The organism is Burkholderia sp. MSMB1459WGS, from assembly GCF_001534535.1.
Classification (GTDB): Bacteria; Pseudomonadota; Gammaproteobacteria; order Burkholderiales; family Burkholderiaceae; genus Burkholderia.
Map to the genome: position 1 here is coordinate 1 of NZ_LPMU01000017.1, position 20,720 is coordinate 20,720.

General features: G+C 70.0%; 21 protein-coding genes and 1 tRNA gene. 12 read left to right on the plus strand and 10 right to left on the minus strand.

Annotated features, from left to right (window positions below):
- Nucleotides 1–94: 94 nt before the first annotated feature.
- On the minus strand, nt 95–973 hold the full coding sequence (rsmI, locus tag WT97_RS06960; protein WP_060353205.1) for a 16S rRNA (cytidine(1402)-2'-O)-methyltransferase: 879 nt from the start codon (nt 971–973) through the stop codon (nt 95–97).
- Nucleotides 974–1,019: 46 nt separating this feature from the next.
- Between rsmI and WT97_RS06965 the strand changes: the two genes are divergently transcribed.
- The 5 genes from WT97_RS06965 to WT97_RS06985 all read left to right on the plus strand — a co-directional run bounded on the left by WT97_RS06965 (nt 1,020) and on the right by WT97_RS06985 (nt 3,477).
- Nucleotides 1,020–1,448: a YraN family protein gene (locus tag WT97_RS06965; protein ID WP_179949298.1), complete on the plus strand. Its 429-nt coding sequence runs from the start codon at nt 1,020–1,022 to the stop codon at nt 1,446–1,448.
- A 126-nt stretch (nt 1,449–1,574) separates the two neighbouring features.
- Nucleotides 1,575–2,159 carry an SIS domain-containing protein gene (locus WT97_RS06970; RefSeq protein WP_059790377.1) on the plus strand — a complete coding sequence of 195 codons (585 nt, stop codon included), beginning with the start codon at nt 1,575–1,577 and terminating at the stop codon, nt 2,157–2,159.
- Nucleotides 2,160–2,176: 17 nt separating this feature from the next.
- A complete protein-coding gene (locus tag WT97_RS06975) occupies nt 2,177–2,977 on the plus strand; it encodes a BON domain-containing protein (RefSeq protein WP_059503406.1) in 801 nt (266 codons plus the stop codon).
- Nucleotides 2,974–3,336, plus strand: a complete 363-nt coding sequence (locus WT97_RS06980; protein WP_060353206.1) for a c-type cytochrome — start codon at nt 2,974–2,976, stop codon at nt 3,334–3,336. Before WT97_RS06975 ends, WT97_RS06980 begins: the two co-directional genes overlap by 4 nt.
- Before the next feature lie 65 nt (nt 3,337–3,401).
- Nucleotides 3,402–3,477: transfer RNA gene (locus WT97_RS06985), tRNA-Ala, on the plus strand.
- Between the two features lie 500 nt (nt 3,478–3,977).
- On the opposite strand, the gene WT97_RS06990 is transcribed toward WT97_RS06985, so the two are convergent.
- The 3 genes from WT97_RS06990 to WT97_RS07000 form a co-directional block, all read right to left on the minus strand.
- A complete protein-coding gene (locus WT97_RS06990; RefSeq protein ID WP_059503408.1) occupies nt 3,978–5,375 on the minus strand; it encodes an enolase C-terminal domain-like protein in 1,398 nt (465 codons plus the stop codon).
- A 63-nt stretch (nt 5,376–5,438) separates the two neighbouring features.
- Complete coding sequence (locus WT97_RS06995) at nt 5,439–6,779, minus strand: MFS transporter (protein ID WP_059503330.1); 1,341 nt, start codon at nt 6,777–6,779, stop codon at nt 5,439–5,441.
- A gap of 214 nt (nt 6,780–6,993) precedes the next feature.
- Complete coding sequence (locus tag WT97_RS07000) at nt 6,994–7,977, minus strand: LysR family transcriptional regulator (protein ID WP_060353207.1); 984 nt, start codon at nt 7,975–7,977, stop codon at nt 6,994–6,996.
- A 40-nt stretch (nt 7,978–8,017) separates the two neighbouring features.
- Here WT97_RS07000 and WT97_RS07005 point away from each other — a divergent pair, with 40 nt between their 5' ends.
- The 3 genes from WT97_RS07005 (at nt 8,018) to WT97_RS07015 (ending at nt 10,872) form a co-directional block, all read left to right on the plus strand.
- Entirely contained in the window at nt 8,018–8,749 is a 732-nt protein-coding gene (locus WT97_RS07005; protein WP_060353208.1) for a glutathione S-transferase family protein, read from the plus strand.
- 134 nt (nt 8,750–8,883) lie between these two features.
- Nucleotides 8,884–9,510, plus strand: a complete 627-nt coding sequence (locus tag WT97_RS07010; protein ID WP_060353209.1) for a DUF2239 family protein — start codon at nt 8,884–8,886, stop codon at nt 9,508–9,510.
- A 15-nt stretch (nt 9,511–9,525) separates the two neighbouring features.
- A complete protein-coding gene (locus tag WT97_RS07015) occupies nt 9,526–10,872 on the plus strand; it encodes a carotenoid oxygenase family protein (protein ID WP_060353210.1) in 1,347 nt (448 codons plus the stop codon).
- A gap of 13 nt (nt 10,873–10,885) precedes the next feature.
- Here WT97_RS07015 and WT97_RS07020 read toward each other — a convergent pair whose 3' ends face one another.
- Genes WT97_RS07020 through WT97_RS07035 form a run of 4 tightly spaced genes read right to left on the minus strand, consistent with a single transcriptional unit; the run spans nt 10,886 to nt 15,143 of the window.
- Nucleotides 10,886–12,052, minus strand: a complete 1,167-nt coding sequence (locus WT97_RS07020) for an ABC transporter permease (protein ID WP_059503340.1) — start codon at nt 12,050–12,052, stop codon at nt 10,886–10,888.
- Between the two features lie 8 nt (nt 12,053–12,060).
- On the minus strand, nt 12,061–13,212 hold the full coding sequence (locus WT97_RS07025; RefSeq protein WP_060353211.1) for an ABC transporter permease: 1,152 nt from the start codon (nt 13,210–13,212) through the stop codon (nt 12,061–12,063).
- Nucleotides 13,213–13,233: 21 nt separating this feature from the next.
- Nucleotides 13,234–13,932, minus strand: coding sequence for an ABC transporter ATP-binding protein (locus WT97_RS07030; protein ID WP_034209543.1), 699 nt, complete (start codon nt 13,930–13,932; stop codon nt 13,234–13,236).
- 5 nt (nt 13,933–13,937) lie between these two features.
- Nucleotides 13,938–15,143 (minus strand): efflux RND transporter periplasmic adaptor subunit, encoded by a 1,206-nt coding sequence (locus tag WT97_RS07035; RefSeq protein WP_060353212.1) that lies wholly within the window; start codon nt 15,141–15,143, stop codon nt 13,938–13,940.
- 359 nt (nt 15,144–15,502) lie between these two features.
- Here WT97_RS07035 and WT97_RS07040 point away from each other — a divergent pair, with 359 nt between their 5' ends.
- Nucleotides 15,503–15,736, plus strand: a complete 234-nt coding sequence (locus WT97_RS07040) for a hypothetical protein (RefSeq protein ID WP_012327737.1) — start codon at nt 15,503–15,505, stop codon at nt 15,734–15,736.
- A gap of 79 nt (nt 15,737–15,815) precedes the next feature.
- Here the strand turns inward: WT97_RS07040 and WT97_RS07045 are convergent, their stop codons facing one another.
- Nucleotides 15,816–16,586 (minus strand): Mut7-C RNAse domain-containing protein, encoded by a 771-nt coding sequence (locus tag WT97_RS07045; RefSeq protein ID WP_060353213.1) that lies wholly within the window; start codon nt 16,584–16,586, stop codon nt 15,816–15,818.
- A 96-nt stretch (nt 16,587–16,682) separates the two neighbouring features.
- Between WT97_RS07045 and WT97_RS07050 the strand changes: the two genes are divergently transcribed.
- On the plus strand, nt 16,683–17,552 hold the full coding sequence (locus WT97_RS07050) for an NAD(P)-dependent oxidoreductase (protein WP_059503349.1): 870 nt from the start codon (nt 16,683–16,685) through the stop codon (nt 17,550–17,552).
- A 77-nt stretch (nt 17,553–17,629) separates the two neighbouring features.
- A complete protein-coding gene (locus tag WT97_RS07055; protein ID WP_060353214.1) occupies nt 17,630–18,265 on the plus strand; it encodes a LysE family translocator in 636 nt (211 codons plus the stop codon).
- Nucleotides 18,266–18,356: 91 nt separating this feature from the next.
- On the opposite strand, the gene WT97_RS07060 is transcribed toward WT97_RS07055, so the two are convergent.
- Nucleotides 18,357–19,640, minus strand: coding sequence for an MFS transporter (locus tag WT97_RS07060; protein WP_059503353.1), 1,284 nt, complete (start codon nt 19,638–19,640; stop codon nt 18,357–18,359).
- A 97-nt stretch (nt 19,641–19,737) separates the two neighbouring features.
- Here WT97_RS07060 and WT97_RS07065 point away from each other — a divergent pair, with 97 nt between their 5' ends.
- A complete protein-coding gene (locus tag WT97_RS07065) occupies nt 19,738–20,667 on the plus strand; it encodes a LysR family transcriptional regulator (protein WP_060353215.1) in 930 nt (309 codons plus the stop codon).
- Nucleotides 20,668–20,720 lie beyond the last annotated feature (53 nt).

Genomic DNA, 20,720 nt, shown 5'->3' on the forward strand with positions numbered 1-20,720 from the left:
AACCGCCCGGTGCGGACCCGCATGCCGGGTGGTGTGGCAGGGGTACGGCCTCATGGCCGTCCCCTATGCCGATTCCGCGCGCCGGCGTCGCGCGTCAGCCTTCCTTCAGCGCGAGCGCACGCGCATACAGCGTGTTGCGCGATGCACCCGTGAGCGCGGCCGCGAGCTTGGCCGCGCTCTTCACCGGCACTTCTTCCAGCAGCAGCCTGAGCAGCGCGTCGTGCGCGGTGTCGTCGGCTTCGCCGCTTGCCGTCGGCGCGCCTTCGACGACCAGCACGAACTCGCCGCGCTGCCGGTTCGCATCGCCCGCGAGCCAGCTCTGTCCTTCGGCCAGGGTGCCCTGGAACAACTGCTCGTGTAGCTTGGTGAGCTCGCGCGCGATCAGCAGCCGGCGCGCGGGGCCGAACGCGTCGGCGAGCGCGGCGACGGTCTCGGCGATCCGGTGCGGCGCTTCGTAGAACACCAGCGCGTACGGGTGCGACGCCAGCGCTTGCAGTGCGGTCGCGCGCTGTTTCGCCTTCGGCGGCAGGAAGCCCGCGAACGTGAATGCGCCGGCCCAGTCGCCGGCCACGCTCAGCGCGGTCACGGCCGCGCTCGGGCCCGGCAGCGGAACCACCGTGAAGCCGGCGGCACGCACGGCGTCGACGAGTCGCGCGCCGGGGTCCGAAATGCCGGGCGTGCCGGCGTCCGACACGTAGGCCACGCGTTCGCCGCCACGCAGCAGTTCGATCACGCGCTGCGCGGCTTCGCGTTCGTTGTGCTCGTGCACGGCGACGAGCGGTTTCGAGATCCCGTAGCGGGCGAGCAGTTGGCCCGTGTTGCGGGTGTCTTCGGCAGCGATGCGGTCGGCGAGGCCGAGCACGTGCAGCGCGCGCAGCGTGATGTCGGCCGTATTGCCGATCGGCGTGGCGACCACGTAGAGCGCGGCGTCCGGGTAGTGCTGCGTAGGCGCGAGTTCGAGGAGGGCAGTCATGGCAGGCAAGGCACGCAATCGCGGCACGAGCGGAACAAGGACGGCATTGTGCCACGCGGCGCCGGCCCGGCCGGATGGCGCGCGCGGTCGGCCGCATTCGGGCGACAACTTTTCCGGCGCGGCGCGATCCAAACCGGTCGGCGCGGCGTTCGAGCAGCGCGCGCGGCAGTTTCTCGAGCGCCGCGGTCTCGGGTTCGTCGCCGCGAACGTGACGATGCGCGGCGGCGAGCTCGATCTCGTGATGCGCGAGCCCGACGGCATGCTCGTGTTCGTCGAAGTGCGTGCGCGGCGCAGCACCCGGCATGGCGGTGCGGCCGCGAGCGTCGGGTGGCGCAAGCGGCGGCGTCTGGTCGCGGCCGCGTTGCAGTTCTGGTCGCGGCACGGCGCCGGCGCCGCATGCCGTTTCGACGTCGTTGCGTTCGAGGCCGGGCGGCTTGCGTGGTTGCGCGACGCATTTCGTACCGACGACGCGTAGCCGCGAGCTGTGACGAGATGTAAAGAGTTCTTGCCGGACCCCCGGAGAGGGCGCCGGAGTACGGTAAACTCGCCGCACCCACGATGTCGCGCGAGTTGTGCCGCGCGCCCAGTTCACCAGGAATCGATGTCAGTCGAACGTATTCAGCAACAATTCCGCGACAGCGCCGCGCTTCATGCCGAAGCGGCCGACACGCTGTCGCTGCCGATCGCAGCCGCGGTCGATGCGATGTTCGCCGCACTGGCGAACGGCAACAAGATCGTCGCATGCGGCGACGGCCCGTCGGCCGCCGCCGCGCAATACCTCGCCGCGTCGCTCGTCGGCGGTTTCGAGCGCGAGCGTCCGGGCTTGCCCGCGATCGCGCTGGCCACCGACGCGTCGCAGGCCGGCCTCGCGGGCGCCGCGGCCGTCGAGCAGTTGTTCGCGCAGCAGGTGCGCGTGCTGGGCCAGACGGGCGACATCCTGCTGGTGCTCGACGCGGGCGGCGCATCGCCGCGCGTGCTCGCGGCGATCGACGAGGCGCACGAGCGCGAGATGACCGTCGTCGCATTGACGGGCGGCAACGACCACACGGTCGCGGCCGCGCTGTCCGACACCGATATTCCGATCAGCGTGCCCGCCGTTCGCGCGGCGCGCATCCACGAAGTCCATCTGCTGACCATCCACTGCCTGTGCGACGGCATCGACGCGATGCTGCTGGGTGAGGATTGAACGAAGGAGAGCCGTCGATGAATCAAAGCCGCGTCAAACAGACGCTCGTCAGAACCACGCTGCTCGCCGCGCTGACGGCGGGCCTCGCCGTGTCGCTGCAGGGTTGTGTGCTCGGAGTCGTGGGCGCTGCGGCGGGCGGCGGCGCGCTGATCGCGACCGATCGCCGTACGCTCGGCGCGCAGACGGAGGATCGCGAGATCCAGGTCAAGTCGCTCACGCAGATCAACAACGGGCTGCCGGACCAGTCGCACGTGAACGTGACGGTGTTCAACCGTCGCGTGCTGCTGACGGGCGAAGTGCCGAACGATGCGTCGAAGCAGCGCGCCGAGGAAATCGTGCGCGGCATCAACAACGTGAACGGCATCGTCAACGAGCTGTCGGTCGAGCCGGCGTCGTCGCTGTCGTCGCGCGCGAACGACTCGTACCTCGAAGGGCGCGTGAAGTCGGAGCTGATCGCGACGAAGGGCATCTCGGCGAACTACTACAAGGTCGTCGCCGAACGCGGCAATCTTTACCTGATGGGCCTCGTGACGGTGGATGAAGGCAATCGCGGTGCGGAAGCCGCGAGCCAGGTGCCGGGCGTCGAGAAGGTCGTGAAGGTGTTCCAGTACGTGAAGCCGCAGGACGCGCAGGCGCTGCAGGACGCGTCGCCGGCGAGCGGCGCATCCGGCGCGCAGGCGGCTGCCGCACCGGCGGACAGCGCGACGGTCGGCGCGGTGCCCGACGCATCGGTGCAGTCCGCGCCGCTGCAGCCGCCCGCGCCGATCTCGAATTCGTCGAGCGTGCATCCGGGCAATCCGAAGGCGAAGGCGCAATGACGGGCATGCGGATGAAGCAGATGAAACGATGGATGGTGCAGGGCGCGGCGGCTGCGGCGCTCGCGGCCGGCACGCTGGGCGTCGCGTATGCGGACGTCGGCGACGGCTTGAAGGTGGCCCGCAGCAACGCGTGCATGGGCTGCCACGCGGTGGACCGCAAGCTCGTCGGCCCGTCGTTCAAGGATATCGCCGCGCGCTACAAGTCCGATCCGCAGGCCGTGGCCAAGCTGTCGAAGAAGGTGAAGGACGGCGGCTCGGGTGTGTGGGGCGCGATTCCGATGCCGGCGCATCCGCGCATGAGCGACGCAGACGCCCGGTCGGTGGTCGAATGGGTGTTGGCTGGAGCACCGTCGAAGTAACGCGTCGGGGTGACGTAACCCCTATTGCCAAGCGCGGAAATGCGTGTGTATGATGATCGACTGTTGGGGCGGTAGCTCAGCTGGGAGAGCGTCGCGTTCGCAATGCGAAGGTCGGGAGTTCGATCCTCCTCCGCTCCACCAACGGAATTCGAAGGGCTCGATCGCAAGATCGAGCCCTTTTTGTTTTTGCGGAACCGCTGATCGACCCGCCAGGTCGCCAACTCGCGGATCGCCCTGAACGCCAACACCGACAACACAGCGAATCCCGCCGTAATAACCGCGAGCACCACGGTTCTTTTCCGCAGCACCACGCGGAAGGCGATCGACAGCCCGCAGAACGTGCAGGTCGAGATGACGATCCACCCCAGCGCCGCATAGCCCGCACCGCCTTCGAAATTCGATACGTTCCGCGTGATCCGGGGCGCGACATAGCCAGCGACGGTCATGCTCCCGGCCAGACACAGCACCGAATACAGCACGAAGACGATGATCTGCCGCAGTGTCGGACCGGATGCCGTCATGGAGAGCGTTCTGTTGCCGATGGATGGAAGCGCCCGACCGCCGACCGCGCGGGCCGATTCGGGCAGCCGGCCGAATGCGGCCGGCTGCCCGAATCGGCAGCCGCCCCCCGTCAGCCCACCCTAAACCCGCCCGAAACTCGGCCGCTTCGGATCGTACGTCCACCCCGGCACCAGATAACGCATCGCGACCGCATCGTCGCGCGCGGTGCCGCCCACCTCGTTGTACAGCGCATGCGCGGCCTCGACCTGCGCCATGTCCAGTTCGATGCCGAGCCCCGGCCGTTCCGGCACGGCCACTTTGCCGCCGACGATCGCGAGCGGCTCGCGGGTGAGCCGCGCGTCGCCTTCCTGCCAGATCCAGTGCGTATCGATCGCGGTGATCGTGCCGGGCGCGGCCGCTGCCGCATGCGTGAACATCGCGAGCGACACGTCGAAGTGGTTGTTCGAGTGCGATCCCCACGTGAGCCCCCAGTCGCGGCACAGTTGCGCGAGCCGCACCGAGCCCTGCATCGTCCAGAAATGCGGATCGGCGAGCGGAATGTCGACCGCCTGCAGCCGCACCGCATGATCCATCTGCCGCCAGTCGGTCGCGATCATGTTGGTGGCGGTTGGAATCCCCGTCGCGCGGCGGAATTCGGCCATCACCTCGCGGCCCGAATAGCCGCCTTCCGGCCCGCAAGGATCTTCCGCATACGCGAGCAGGTGGCCTTGCCCGCGGCACAGCGCGACGGCCTCGTCGAGCGACCACGCGCCGTTCGGGTCGAGCGTCGCGCGCGCGTCGGGAAAGCGTGCCTTGATCGCCGCGATCGCTTCCATCTCGTCGGCGCCGGCCATCACGCCGCCCTTCAGCTTGAAATCGGCGAAACCGTAGCGCTCGACCGCGGCTTCGGCCTGCCGCGCGATCGCGGCCGGCGTGAGCGCCGCTTCGTTGCGCAGCCGGAACCACGGGTCCGACGCCTGTGCTTCGTCGCGATACGGCAGATCGGTGCGGCGCCGGTCGCCAAGGTAGAACAAATACGCGAGCATCGGCACCGCGTCGCGCTGCTGGCCTTCACCGAGCAGCGCCGCGACCGGCACGTCGAGGTGCTGGCCGAGCAGGTCGAGCAGCGCGGCTTCGATCGCGGTGATCACGTTGTCGAGCCGCAGGTTGATCTCGTGCGGCTGACGCAGCACCGCCGCCTCGCCGGCCGACGTCACCTCGTGACGGATCGTGCGCCCGGCGCCGGCGCCCGCACCGGACAGCGCCGCGCGCACCGCGTTGAGCGTTGCCTGGTAGCGTCCGATCGACTGCCCGACCACGAGATCCGTCATGCGCTCGAGCGCGTGGCGGATGCCTTCGCCGCCCGGCACTTCGCCGACGCCCGTATGCCCGCTGCTGTCGTCGAGGATCACGAGGTTGCGCGTGAAGTACGGCGCGTGTGCGCCGCACAGATTGAGCAGCATGCTGTCGCGGCCGGCGACGGGAATCACCTGCATGCGGGTGACGCGCGGGGTGCCGGCACGGCTGGGTTCGGACATCGATTCGCTCCTGGTTCCGGTGGCGTTGCGGGCCGCCGGACGCGCCGGCGCGGCCCGCGCCGTTCATTGAAGCTCGACGCGGCGGATCTCGCCGACGACGAACAGGTAGCAGACCACGGCGACGAGCGCATGCGCGACGACATAGACGAGCGCGCCGTTGAACGAGCCGCTGCGGTCGACGATATAGCCGATCGCGATCGGCGTCGTGATGCTGGAAAGATTGCCGCACGTGTTGAGCAGCGCGCCGCTCAGGCCGGCGATCTGGCGCGGCGCGGTGTCGGCGTTGACGGCCCAGCCGAGCGCGCCAAGCCCCTTGCCGAAGAACGACAGCGCCATGAACACCACGACGAGCACGTGCGAATCGGTGTAATTGCAGACGATCATCGACATCGACAGCAGCATGCCGATCACGATCGGCACCTTGCGCGCGACCGACAGCGACCGGCCCTGCCTGAGCAGCGCATCGGACACGACGCCGCCGAGAATCCCGCCGAGGAACCCGCATACGGCGGGGATCGACGCGACGAGGCCGGCGTTGAGGATCGACATCCCGCGCGCCTGCACGAGATAGACGGGGAACCACGTGATGAAGAAGTAGGTGAGCGCGTTGATGCAGTACTGCGCGACGTACACGCCGACCAGCATCCGGTTTCTCAGCAGCGCCTTCACGTGGCGCATCGACGGGCCGCCGTCGCGCCCGCCCGTCGCCTGGTCGATGTTAACGAGCGCGCCGCCTTCGGCGAGGTAGTCGAGTTCCGCGCGGTTGATGTTCGGGTGATGCTTCGGGTCGTACATCGTGCGGTTCCACACCAGCACGAACACGAAGCCGAGCACGCCCATCACCGCGAACACCGACTGCCAGCCGAACGCATGCACGAGCCAGCCCATCAACGGCGCGAACACGACGGTCGCTGCGTACTGCGCGGCGTTGAAGATCGCCGACGCGGTGCCGCGCTCGGGCGCCGGGAACCACGCGGACACGATCCGGCTGTTGGCGGGGAACGACGGCGCCTCGGCCGCGCCGACCAGAAAACGCAGCCCGAACAGCAGCGCGAACGCGGCCGCCCCGCCGAAGAAGCCGATCCCGCCTTGCAGCAGCGTGAACAGCGACCAGAAGAAGATGCTGAATGCGTAGACGATGCGCGAGCCGTAGCGGTCGAGCAGCCAGCCGCCCGGCAATTGCGCGACCACGTACGACCAGCCGAACGCGGAAAAGATGAAGCCCATCTGCACGTGGCTCAGGTGCATCGAGCGGGCCAGCGCCGGGCCCGCGATCGCGATGGCGGCGCGATCCGCGTAGTTGATCGTCGTGATCGCGAACAGGACGGCCAGCACCAGCCAGCGCACGCGGGTGCGCCGGGCCGTTGCCGACGCGGACGCCGGCAGCGCGTGAAGCGGATTCATGACTCGTCTCCTCCGAAGGGCGGAAGGTGCCGTCGTGCGGCAGGCGCGTCGGGTGCGCGCGTGATGTGTGTGGATGCCGCCGACGGGAGGCCGGGCACCGGACGCCGATGCAGGCAAGGCGTCCCGGCCATTCTGTCATGTCGACATTTGCGCTTTCATGCCAATTGCTGACTTGATCGATTCAGCATTTGAATCGATCGAAGGCGGTGCGCGGTCACACGTGCGCGTCGTCCGGGCCACTGCGGTGGTGGTGCGCCACGTGCTGCGCGAGAAACTCGACGGCGGCGCGCACGCCGGGCAACTGGCCGCGCCGATGCGGCATCAGCAGCGTCGTCGTGACGGTGCCGGCACACCAGCCGGGCAGCACGCGCACGAGCGTACCGGACGCGAGCGCGGCCCCGGCGATCCAGTCGGGCAGGCATGCGAGGCCGAGGCCGGCCGTCGCCGCCTGTAGCAGCAGCGTCGATTCGTCGGCCTGCAGCCGCAAGCGCGGCGTCACGTCGACGGTGTCGCCGGCGTCGCCGCCGCGCTGCAGCCGCCACGGCTGCGGCCCCGGGTGGAGCCCGTCGTGCTGCGCGAGATCGGCCGGCGTGTCGGGCGTGCCGGCCCGTGCGAGATAGGCCGGCGCGGCGACGACGACGATCGGCGACGCCGCGAGCGGCCGTTGCACGAGCGCGGAATCGGGCAGCGGCGCGAAATGGCTGCGCACCGCGATGTCGAAGCCTTCCTGCGCGATGTCGACGAGGCGGTCGCTCGCATGAATCTGCAGCAGCAGCTTCGGGTGCGCGATCGCCAGCGCCGGCAGGCACGGCGCGAGGATGTGCTGCGCGACCGGCACCGAGCTCGTGATCCGCACGACGCCGGCCGGCTCGGCGGCCTGCCGCAGCACCGCGTCGCGCGCGCTTTCGGCCTCGATCACGGCGGCGCGCGCATGCTCGAAGAATTCGGCGCCGACCGGTGTGAGCCGGAAGCTGCGCGACGTGCGATGCACGAGCCGCGCGCCGAGCGTGCGCTCGAGCTCGGCCACGCGCTTGCTGACCGTCGATTTCGGCAGGTCGAGCCGGCGCGCGGCCGCCGACATGCTGCCAGCATCCACCGCCTGCACGAACAGGTAGAGATCGTTCAGATTCACTTCCAGCGTCCACATGGAGAAACGACGGGTTTCGATTTTAGCGGCTACTGCGCCATCGTCCGCCATGGGAGCATGACGGCTCGTTCAACTTTCGCGGAATTCTCCGATGTCTCCGATCCTTCTCTACGGTATTCCCGCCGGCTGCTCGTTCGGCTCGATCGTCGCGCTCGAATGGGTCGCCCGCCCGTACCGGCTGTCGCGCATCACGATGCCGGGCGCGGTGACGAGCGACGCGTTCGTCGCCCTGAACCCCGTCGCGGAAACGCCGGCGTTCGTCACCGCGAACGGCGACGTGCTGACCGAAAGCATCGCGATCCTCGGCCATATCGGCGCGCAGGCGCTCGACAGCGGCCTCGCGTTTCGCCAGGGCAGCGCGGATTTCGACCGGCTGAACCGGATGCTGGCGTGGCTGAACACGACGTTCTTCAACGCGTTCGGTGCGCTCTGGTACGTGTACGAACACGACACCGAAGGCGCCGAGAAAGAGGCGCTGCAGGCATACGGTCGCGGCAAGGTGCTGAAGGCGCACCGGCAACTCGAAGCGCTGCTCGAACGCGGGGAAGGCCCGTGGCTGCTGGGCGCGCGGCGCACGCTGGCCGATGCGTACTTCGCCGGGATCGCGCGCTGGGCCGACTATCACGCGGTGTTCGAGCGCGATGCGTTCCCGCGTGTCGCCGCGCTGCGCGCGCGGCTCGCCGACGATGCCGGCGTGCAGTTCGCGCACGCGATCGAGGAAAACCTGCCGCCGGCGTCGTCGGCGGCGTTCGAAGGGCATGTGTCGCTCGACGACGCGTTGGCCAGCGCGCGCGGCATCGCGGTGCCGGCGCGGGCGGCCTGATCGGCCACGTCTGCCATCCCGGCCACGCGGCGGGGTGGAATCCGCTGGCGTTTTTTTACCCGGATAATATTGACATCCAATTAATACCCGGATAAAAATAGCGTCATTCCGATTCCAGCCCGCAGGCGACCACCATGACGACTTCCACGCTCCTTCCTTCGTATACGGCCTTCGACGGGCACCGGCGGCTCGCGTCGGGCCCGCTCGCGACGGTCGCGCTCGCAGTCCGGCAGGCGGCCGGCGACGCGATGCCCGGTTCGATCCTGATCTTCGACGACGCGACGGGCCGCTCGATCGACCTCGACCTGCGCGGCACGGCGGACGACGTTCGCGCGCGCTATGCGGTGCCGTCGGGCGATGCATCCGGCGGCGCCGGCGAGCCGGCCGGCGCGGGCGAGCAGCGCGGCCGCGGCCGGCCGAAGCTCGGCGTCGTGTCGCGCGAGGTCACGCTGCTGCCGCGTCACTGGGAATGGCTCGGCGCGCAGCCGGGCGGCGCGTCGGTCGCGCTGCGCAAGCTCGTCGAGGACGCGCGGCGCACGCATGCGGCGGCCGACCGGCAGCGCGACGCGCAGGCCCGTGCCTACCACTTCATGTCGGCGATGGCGGGCGACCTGCCCGGTTTCGAGGAAGCCGCGCGGGCGCTGTATGCGAACGATCCGGCGCGGCTGGCCGAGTGCGTCGCCGGCTGGCCCGACGACGTACGCGACCATGCGCTCGCGCTGGCGCGCGGCGACCTGCCGCCGTCCACCGAAGACCACTGACGGAGCGCCGACGCAATGACCGTATTCGACCTGAACCGCGGCGCGATTGCGCCGGTCGCCGACGAAGTCGACCTCGTCGATCTGCGTGTGACGGGCACCATTCCGCGCGAACTCGACGGCACGCTGCTGCGCAACGGCCCGAACCCGCCGGGCGGCCGTTTCGAAGGCAACGACGTGCTGTCGTGGTGGCCGGAGGCCGCGATGCTGCATGCGATCGCGTTCGACGGCGGCCGCGCGGCCAGCTACCGGAACCGCTGGGCGCGCACGCAGCGCTGGGCCGCCGTGCACGCACCCGGGCAAGTGCCGCATCTGCCCGACACCAATCCGAACGTGAGCGTGTTGCAGCATGCGGGCGAACTGCTCGCGCTGGCCGAGGGCGGCGCGCCGCTCGCGATCACCGCCGCGCTCGATTCGCCCGGCCTGCCGGCGCGGCATGCGGGTTTCGACGGCGGGATGACCGCGCATCCGAAGGTCGACCCGGTGACCGGCGAGCTGATCCTGTTTCGCGCGGACTGGCGTGCGCCGTGGCTGCGCTACGGCGTCGTGGATGCGCAGGGCGTGCCGCGCGTCGGTCTCGAGATCGAGCTGAGCGCGCCGTCGATGATGCACGACCTCGCGATCACCGAAACCCGCAGCCTGTTGCTCGACCTGAACGTCGGCTACGACTTCTCGCTGCTGAAGCAAGGCCACCGGATGCCGCTGCGCTGGCACGACGACCGGCCCGCGCGCATCGGCGTGATCCCGCGCCACGGCGGCGACGTGCGCTGGTTCGGCGTCGAGCCGTGCTTCATCCAGCACGTCGTGAACGCGTACGACTGCGACGCGTCGTGCATCGTGCTCGACGCGGTGCGCTATCCGTCGTTCCTGCGGCTCGACGCGCGCACGGGCCGCTTCGCCGACAACCCGGTCGGTGAGCTGTGGCGCTACGTGATCGATACGGCGAACGGATTGGTCGACGAAGGACCGCTCGCCGACGGCGGCATCGAGCTGCCGCGCATCGACGAAAGCCGGACCGGGCGCCGCTACCGCTATCTGTATGCGGCCGAGCAGCCGAACCCCACGGAAATGCGCGGCGTGATGCGTTTCGATCACGTGCGCGGCACGACGATGCATTACGCGGTGCCGCCCGGCGACCAGAACGGCGAACCGGTGTTCGTGCCGCGTCCGGGCCGTCGCGACGAAGACGGCGAGGACGACGGCTGGCTGCTGGTGATGGTCTACCGCGCGGCGACGGATACGAGCGACGTCGTGATCCTCGATGCGCGCGCGATCGACGCGGGGCCGGTGGCGACCGTGCATCTGCCGCGTCGCGTGCCGGCCGGGTTCCACGGCGCGTGGGTGCCGCGCGAACGTCGAACGTAAGCGGCGGCGCGCGTCACTGCGCGCGCAGTGCGTCGACGATCTTCAGCCGCGCGGCGCGCATCGCCGGCAGGAAGCCGCCGACGAGCCCCATCACGAGCGAGAACACGAGCGTCTTCACGACGATCGCCGGCGTCAGCACGAAGCGGAACGACAGGTCCGAGAAGGTCTGGAAGTTGGTCGTCGAGAACGACGCGAACTGCATCAGCGACGCGCACGCGAGCCCCATCACGCCGCCGACGAAGCCGAGCAGCAGCGCCTCCAGCAGGAACGCGACGAGCACGTTGGTGCGCTTGAAGCCGAGCGCGCGCAGCGTGCCGATCTCGGCCACGCGGTTCGCGACCGACGCATACATCGTGATCATCGCGCCGATCATCGCGGCGATCGAGAAGATCGTCGACAGCGTGATGCCGAGGATGTTGATGAACGTCGACAGCGCCTTCGACTGGTCGCCGTAGAAGGTCTGTTCGCGCTTCGCCTCGTCGGTCAGCCGCGGATCGACGTCGATGTCGGCCTTGAAGCGCGCGAAGCCGTCGGCGCTCGGGATGCGCAGCACCATCGACGAATAGCTGGTACGCCGGAACGACTGCATCAACTGGTCGACGTCGCCCCAGATCTCCGAGTCGAAGCCGCTGCCGCCCGCGTCGAACACGCCGACGACGGTCCAGTCGCGCTGCGCGAAATGCAGGCGGTCGCCGAGCTGCGTGCCGCTGAATCCTTTCGCGATCGCACTGCCGACGACGATTTCCGACGAGCCCGGCGCGAACGGGCGGCCGGCCGCGAGCTTCACGTGCGGCCGCAGCGCGAGGCCGGCCGGCGACACGCCGCGGATCACGACGTTCGACGGCTTGCCGGTCGACGTCTTGACGAGCGAGATCAGCACGACGGCTTCCTTCGATACGAGCGGCCGGCCGTCGGGGCCGAGCGCGACGGCCGGGTGCATCTCGAGCGCGTTGGCCTGCTGATGGTCGATCGAACTCTGGATCTCGGTCTCGGCGCCCTTGCGGATCACCACCGCGTTGTCCGCCTCGCCGGTCGACACGAGCGTTTTCGTGAGCCCCGCGTCGAGCATCTGCACCGTCGCGAACACGAAGATCACGAGCGCCATGCCCCCTGCGGTGAGCGCGGTGGTGAGCCGTCGGGTCCACAGATTGCGCGCGATGTAGGTGAGCGGGATCGCCATGCGCGCCTCTATCCGATCGCCCGCAGGCCTTCGACGACGCGCACGCGCGCGGCCTGCCATGCCGGCACGAGCGCGGCCGCGAGGCCGACCGCGACCGAGCACGCGGCCTGCAGCACGACCGTCTCGGTCGACACCTTGAACACCGGGAAGATGCCGCCGGCCGCCTGCTTGAACAGGCTCGCGGCGGGCGGCGTCGCGAGGATGCCGAGCCCGCCGCCGGCCACCGCGATCGCGACCGATTCGCCGAACACGATCAGCGCGAGGAACCCGGGGCCGAAGCCGAGCGCCTTCAGCGTCGCGTATTCGGCCGTGCGCTCGCGCGCGCTCATCGCCATCGCGTTGGCCATCACGGCCATGATGATCAGGATCACCACGTACGACACGAGGCGGATCGCCGCGATGATCTGGTTCGACATCGCGACGAAGCCGAGCTGGAACGCCTGTTCGGTCTCGGTCAGCGTTTCGGCGAGCGAGTTCTTGAACACCGCGTCGACGTTGCGCGCGATCGACGCGCCGTCGTCGGGGTTCGCGATGCCGAGCACGAACACGCCGACCTGGTCGGCCTGCTTCGGCGTGCGCTTGCGCACCGTCTCGTTCAGGTAATCCCAGTGGAACACCAACTGGCGCGTGATCGTCGAATCGTCGCGGCCGTCGAGAATCCCGCGCACGACGAAATCCCACGTGCCCGGATAGATCGTGCCCTTCAGCGGGATCACGTCGCCGATCTTGAAGCCGAATTGCGTCGCGAGCTGGCGGCCCACGAGGCAGCCGCGGCGGTCGCGGTCGTAGTCGGCGCGCTGCTGCGCCGGCAGGATGAATTCGGGATACAGGTCGAGATAGTTGTCCGATACCGCGAAGCTCGCGAAGAAGTTCTTCGGGTCGCGGTAGATGCCGCCGAACCAGTTCGAGCGGACCACGGCCGTCACGCCGTCGACGCCGCGGATCCGGTTCTCGTCGCTCACCGGCAGCGGAAACACCAGCGAGATCGCGTTGCGGGTGACGAGCCGGCCGCTGGACGCGGCCGCCGCGCCCGCGTACCACGCGTCGACCACCGTATGCAGCAGCCCGAACGCGAGCACCGCGATGGTCAGCCCGAGTACGGTCAGGAGCGTGCGCAGCCGGTGCCGCAGCGCGTTGCGCGCGATCAGCTTCACGACCATCTTGCGCGCTCCCGCCGCCGGTCAGCCGGCGTGCCCATCGATCAGCTCCCCTTTTTCCAGATGCACGAGCGAACGCGCGGCGCCGGCCGCATGCGCGTCGTGCGTCACCATGATGATCGTCTTGCCGAGTTCGGCGTTCATCCGCTGCAGCATCGCGAGCACGTCGGTCGCCGACGCGCGGTCGAGGTCGCCGGTCGGCTCGTCGGCGACGATCAGCACGGGATCGGTGATCAGCGCGCGCGCGATCGCGACGCGCTGCTGCTGGCCGCCCGACAGCTCGGACGGGTAATGGCGCGTGCGATCGCCGAGATTCACCATGTCGAGCACGAGCTCGACGCGCTCGCGCCGCTCGCGGCGCGACAGGTGCGTGAGCATCAGCGGCAGCTCGACGTTCTCGAACGCGGTGAGCACGGGCATCAGGTTGTAGAACTGGAAGATGAAGCCGACGTTCGCGGCGCGCCATTCGGCCAGTTGCGCCTCGGCGAGTTGCGAGATGTCGAGGCCGCCGACGCGCAGCTCGCCGCTGTCGGGCCGGTCGATGCCGGCCACGAGGTTCAGCAGCGTGCTCTTGCCGGAGCCGGACGGCCCCATCAGCGCGACGAAGTCGCCTTCGCCGATGTCGAGCGAGATGTCGGTGAGCACGGGCACGATCTGGTTGCCGCGCCGGTACGACTTCGCGACGTGGCTGATCTCGACGAGGGGCGGCGGGGCGTCGTTCACGCGCGCTACTTCTTCGCGACGGTCACTTTCGCGCCGTCCTTCAGCTTCGCGCCCGGCGCGAGCACGACCGTGTCGCCGGGTTTCACGCCACGGATCGCCACCAGCTCGCCGATCCGCATGCCGCGCGTCACGGCCACCGCATGCACGGTGTCGTCCTTCACGACGAACACGACCGGCCGGCCGTCGCGCTCGACCACGGCGCTCGCCTGCACGGCGGTCACCGGCTGCCGGTCCTGCGGCGACGCCGGCTTCGACAGGAATGCGATCTTCGCGCTCATGTCGGGCAGCACGCGCTCGTCGCGGTCGACGAAGCGCACCTTCACGAGCACGGTGGCCTTCGAGCGGTCGACGGTCGGCACGATCCGCGACACGCGGCCGGCGAAGCGCATGTCGGGCAGCGCGTCGAGCTGGATCTCGCACGGCTGCTCGGCGCGGATCTTCGCGATGTTCGATTCGGCGACGTCGGCCTCGACCTCGAGCGTCTCCATGTCGGCGATTGTCACGACCGCGCCCTTGCTGTCCGACGCGGACGAGAACGGCGTGATGTTGTCGCCCACGTTCGCGTGCTTGGCGAGCACGATGCCGTCGAACGGCGCGCGGATCACCGTCTGGTCGACCGCGACCTGCGCGGCCTGCGCGTTCGCTTCGGCGGACGCGATCGCGGCCCGGTCGCTATTGAGCGTCGCGCGCGCCTTGTTCACGCGGGCCGTGTCGGTGTCGAGCTGCGCGGCCGGCACGGCGCCGCGCGGCGCGAGCGCGGCGGTGCGGCGCAGCGCGATCTCCGCATCCTTGAGTTCCGCCTGCGCGACGCCGAGGTTCGCGCGGGAGACCTGCACCTGCGCGCGCGCCTGGGCAAGCGACGCTTGCACGTCGCTGCTTTCGAGCCGCGCGATGATCTCGTCCTGCTTCACGTGCGTGCCTTCGAGCACGCCGAGCCATTCGACGCGCCCCTGGCCCTTCGACGCGACCGCGGCCTTGCGTTGCGGCACGACGTAGCCGGTCGCATTGAGCTGCGTGTCGTTCTGGTACGGGTAGGCGGACGTGACGGACGTAGTGTCGACGGTCGGCCGACCGGTGAGCGCGAGGCCGGCGACGATCGCGATGACGATCAGCACGGCGGCGGCCGCATAGCGGACCCACCGGCGCCGGCGCGGCACCGGTGCGATCGGACGCCGGTCGATTTTCAGTTTGTCCAGATTGTGATCGGGCAATTTGAGCGCCTCGAGACGGCGGCGGTCGTATGACCGGCGCGATCCGGTTTCCGGGGAAAGGGACGGATGGACGCCAGTATAAGCGCCGCCCCGGCGTCGCGCGAGCCGGTTTGCGGCGCCGCGCGGCGGCGGCCTGTCCGGCCTGCCGGCGCCGGCCGACGCGCCTGCCCCCGGGGAAACCCGAGGATGCAAGCAACGTGTCAACTTGCTGCGAACGCGGTGCGTTATGGAACGAGTGCGTCAGGTTTTGTCGCGACGGAAACGGCGAAAGCCGGCCTCGCGGCCTGGGGCTCCGGTGCGAATGCCTCGCATCTTTGATTACCGGTACGTTTGATTTTTTCTCCGCTAAAGGAAGAACAATGAAGAAGACGCTCGCTTCGATCATCGCCGCAGCATTCGCACTCGCATCGGTTTCGGCATTCGCACAGGCGTCCGCGCCGGCAGCCGACACGTCGGCCGCCGCTTCGGCACCGGCCAAGAAGGATCACAGCAAGCCGAAGCACCAGCTGAAGCACCACGGTTCGAAGAAGGGCCAGGCGAAGGCTGCAGCCGCATCGGCTGCCGGCACGAACGACGCAGGCACGCAGAACTAAGCGGTTCGCCGCCACGGCCGGCGTTGCCGGTCACCGGTCTGCCAACCCCGCATGCTCCGGCATGCGGGGTTTCGTTTTTTCAGGCGCCGGGTTCGGCGGGTTCGTCGAGCCGGGCGGGCGGCGGCATGCGCATCGCGTCGACCACCGCGCGCATGCGCCGCCAGTGCGAGCCTTCCCAGAACACGCGCCGGCACACGTCGCACGCGGCGAAGCGCCGGTGCCGCTGCCGGATGCCGGCCGGCACGCGCGGTGCCGCGGCCGCCGCATCGAGCGGATGCAGCGGCGCGTTGCAGCGCAGGCACAGCCGGAACGGCCGCATGTGCGGCGCGAGATCGAGCCGCTCGAACAGTTCGCGCAACTGGTCGGCCGGCTGCAGCGCATGGAGATAGCAGCCGCGCGCGACCGCGCGCCGCTTGAGCAGCTCGCGGTCGCGCGTCAGCACGATCCGGTTCTCCCGCTCGGCGAGCGCCGCGAGTTCATCGTCGCGGTAGTGGTTGTCGTAGCAGGTGTCGAAACCGGCGAGGCGCAGCAGTTGCGCGAGGCCGCCGAGATGCGCGTCGGCAACGAAGCGCCATGACGCCGGTTGCCGCGCGGTCGCGCCGTTGGCCGCCGGCCGTGCGCGCTCGGGAAAGACCTCGACGCGGTCGCCGTCGTCGAGCGGCCGGTCGAGCGCGGCCGGCGCGTCGTTCACGCACAGCCGGCCGATTTCGGTATGCGGGACGCCGAGCGCCTCGATCGCATGCTTCGCCGTCGCATCGCGGGCGTACGCGTGCGCGAACGCCCGGTCGCGCTGCGGGCGCGCGAGAAAGGCGTTCAGTTCGCCGTGAAAGCGGAAGGTCGCGGTCGTCATCCGTGCAGTATCGCACCGCGCCCGGCCGGCGGCAGGCGCTGCAAAGCGCCTGCATCTGTGTTTAACTCGCGGCTTCACGAAGCGAAGGAGCGGGACATGGATCTCGGGTTTATCGGGCTGGGCGAAATGGGGCAGGCGATCGCGACGAACCTGCTGAAGGCGGGCCACACGGTGCGGGTCTGGAACCGGTCGCGCGAGCGGGCCGAGCCGCTGGCGGCAGTCGGCGCGCGTGTCGTCGACACGCCGGCCGACGCGTTTCGCGGCGACGCCGTGTTCTCGATGCTCGGCGACGATACGGCCGCGCGCGCGGTATTCGACGACGCGCTGCTGGCCCAGGCGCCGCGCGGGCTGATCCACGTGAACATGGCGACGGTGTCGGTCGCGCTCGCCGAATCGCTCGCGCACGCGCATGCGTCGCGCGGCATCGATTACGTCGCCGCGCCGGTGATGGGGCGGCCCGACGTTGCGGCCGCCGCGCGCCTGACGATCATGGCGGGCGGCCCGGCCGAGGCGATCGACCGCGTGCAGCCGCTGTTCGACGCGATCGGCCAGAAGACCTGGCGCTTCGGTTCGTTGCCGCAGCACGCGAACGTCGCGAAGATCGCCGCGAATTTCACGCTCGCGTCGGCGATCGAGACGCTCGGCGAGGCGTCCGCGCTGCTGGGCGCGCACGGCGTCGCGATGCGCGATTTCCTCGACGTGATCACCAGCAGCGTGTTCCCGGGGCCCGTCTACGAAGGCTACGGCGCGATGATCGCGGAGCGGCGCTACGAGCCCGCGCGTTTCAAGGCGCGGCTCGGGCTGAAGGACGTGCGGCTCGCGCTGGAGGCCGGCGACGCGACGTCGGTGCCGCTGCCGGTGGCGAGCGTCGTGCGCGACAGCCTGCTCGACGTGCTCGCGCACGGCGGCGGCGACCAGGATTTCGCGGTGCTCGGCGAGGCCGCGCTGCGCCGCGCCGGCCGCTGACACGCGACAGAAGCGCCGTGCGCACGGCATAATCGGCAGTCCGTTTTCCCTTACATCATTCCAGGCAGAGGCAGTTCATGAACTTGCATACGTGGTGGCTTTTCGTGGCGACGGTGTTCGTCGTGTCGGCGATTCCGGGCCCGAACATGCTGCTCGTGATGACGCACGGCGCGCGGCACGGGCTGCGGCGCTCGTCCTCGACGATGGCCGGTTGCCTGAGCGCGCTGGTGCTGATGCTCGCGGTATCCGCGGCGGGGCTCGGCGCGGTGCTCGAGGCATGGCCGGCGATGTTCAACGCGCTGCGCTTCGCGGGCGCGGCCTATCTGATCTATCTCGGCGTGAAGGCGTGGCGCGCACGCGTGGACGACGCGCCGGCGGCCGACGCCGATGCCGTGTCGCAAGGGGCGTCGGCGTCGCGCGTGGCGCTGTTCCGCAATGGCTTCCTGGTCGCGGGCAGCAATCCGAAGGCGATCCTGTTCGCAGCCGCGCTGCTGCCGCAGTTCATCAACGCGGCCGAGCCTACGTTGCCGCAGTTCGGCATCCTCGTCGTCACGTTCGCGGCGATCGAAGTGAGCTGGTATCTCGTCTACGCGGCGTTCGGCACGCGCATCGGCGCCACGCTGAAGAGCCAGAGCGTCGCGAAGGTGTTCAACCGGCTGACGGGCGGGCTATTCGTCGGCTTCGGCGCGATGATGGCGCTGGTTCGTCACTGATTCCCGGCCCGCACCGGCGTACCGAACGCCCCGTCCCTCGCAAGAGGGCGGGGCGTTCAGTTTTCGGGCTCCGCGTCGCACCGCTGTCCGCTTACGCACGCGGGCGATCCAGCGCCACCGCGCCGGCGCCGCGTCCGGCCGTCAGCCCGAACACGGCCGCCGCGCCGGCGAACGCGAACCCGACACCGCACACTGCGCTCCATCCGCCCCATGCCCACGCGCTGCCCGCGAGCGCCGCGCCGAGCGCGCCGCCGACGAAGAACAGCCCGACGAACAGCCCGTTCAGGCGTCCGCGCGCGGCCGGGTTCAGCAGGTTGATCGCGCGACGGCCGATCGTCTGGTCGACGATCACGCCCGCATCGAGCAGCGCCGCGCCGCCGGCCAGCAGCGCGAGCGCGACGCCGCGATGCGCATGCGCGTCGAAGCCGAACCAGCCGGCGCCGGCGATCCCGAGCACGGTGAGCGCCGCGAGCATCGTGCCGTGCGCGAGCCGCTGCGCGGCCGGGCCGTGACCGCGGTCGCCCGCGCGGCCGGCGAGCGGCGTGACGATCGCGCCGCTGGCGCCGGCGAACGCGAACAGCGCGATCCCATGCAGATCGAGCGCGAACGGCGGCTGCGCGAGCCGCAGCCCGACGGCGGTCCAGAACGCGCTGAACGCGGCCATCGCGAGCGCGGCCGACAGCGCATGCCGGCGCAGCACCGGCTCGTCGGCGAGCAGGCGTCCCATCGATGCGAGCAACGCGCGGTAGCCGGCCGTGATCGACGGCGTGCGCGTCGGCAGGCGCAGCGCGAGCACGACGGCGATCGCCGCGTTCGCGAGCGCGGCCAGCAGATAGAACGCGCGCCAGCCGGCCGACCCCGCGATCAGGCTCGCGAGCGGCCGCGACAGCAGGATCCCGAGCATCAGCCCGCTCATCACGTTGCCGACCGCGCGGCCGCGCTGCGCTTCGGGCGCCATCGACGCGGCCATCGGCACGAGCATCTGGATCACGCTCGACGCGGCGCCGGCCGCGAGCGTCGCGAGCAGGAACACGGTGCCCGAGCGCGTGAAGGCGGGCAGCGCGAGCGCCGCCGCGCAGACGGCGAGCGTCGCGACGATCAGGCGGCGGTTCTCGAGCAGGTCGACCAGCGGCACGAGCAATGCGAGGCCGGCCGCGTAGCCGAGTTGCGGCAGCATCGCGACGAGCCCGGCGAGGCCGGGCGGCAGGTGCAGGTCCGCGCTGATCGGGCCGGTCAGCGGTTGCGCGGCGAACAGATCCATCACGATCACGCCGACCGTCGCGGCGAAGAACAGCGTCATGCCGGTGCTCAGCGCGGGCGGCGCGGCGACGGACGAGGAAACGGGGGCGGAGCAACGGTTGGCAGGGCAGTTCATCGGAAGCCTGACGGGAAGGTCGAAGGAATTCCCATCGTAGGTCCCCGGTGTTTATGCGACAATTGAAATATGTCTAACATGATTATGCGAGTTTGTTTTGAATACGCGTGATCTCCAGGCGTTCGTCGCGGTCGTCGACAGCGGGTCGATGGTTGCCGCGGCCGCGAAGCTTCATCTGACGCAGCCGGGCCTGACGCGGCGCGTGCAGAACCTCGAATCGCTGCTCGGCGTGCCGTTGCTCGAGCGGCAGAGCAAGCCGCTGAAGCCGACCGCGGCCGGGCGCGACGTCTACGCGCTCGCGCGCAACGTGCTCGGCGCGGTCGACGAGCTGATGGCGGCGGGCGCGCCGGACGGCGAACCATCGGGCGAGCTGCGCATCGGCGTGCCGCCGTTTCTGTCCGAGCTCGCGCTGGAGCGGCCGATCGATCGGCTGCGCGACGCGTTCCCGCGCCTCACGCTGCGCGTGACGGCCGGCTGGTCGCCTGCGCTGGTGCAGGGCATCGAGCGCGGTGCGCTCGACGTCGCCACCGTGATGGTGCCGGCGAGCGCGGCGCTACCGGACGCGTTGACGGCGACGCTGCTCGCCACGCAGCCGACGGTGCTCGTCGCCGCGCGCGATTTCCCGCTGCCGGCGGGCCCGCTGTCGCTCGACACGCTGTCGGGTTTTCCGTGGGTGCTGAGCCAGGACGGCTGCGGGATGCGTTCGGCGCTGAGCCGGGCGCTCGGCGCGGCCGGGCTGCCGTTCGACGTCGCGGTCGAGGCATTCGGCTCGGAGCTGCAGTTGTCGCTCGTCGCGCGCGGCGCCGGCATCGGGATCGCGCCGCCGAACGCGCTGGCGCGCAGCGCGCATCGCGATGCGCTGAGGGTGGTGGAAACGACGGGGCTGGAAACGCGGATCAACGTGTGGATCGTGCACGGCACGTTACCGGGCCGGCTGGTGCGGCCGGTCGCGCTGCTGCGCGACGCGCTGGGCGAGGTACTCGAACGGGAGAACGGGAAGGGGTCAGGTGCCGTAACGGCGAACTAGAGGCCGCGTTCGAGGGAAAATCCTTATTTTCTCTACGGAAATGTTGCATTGCG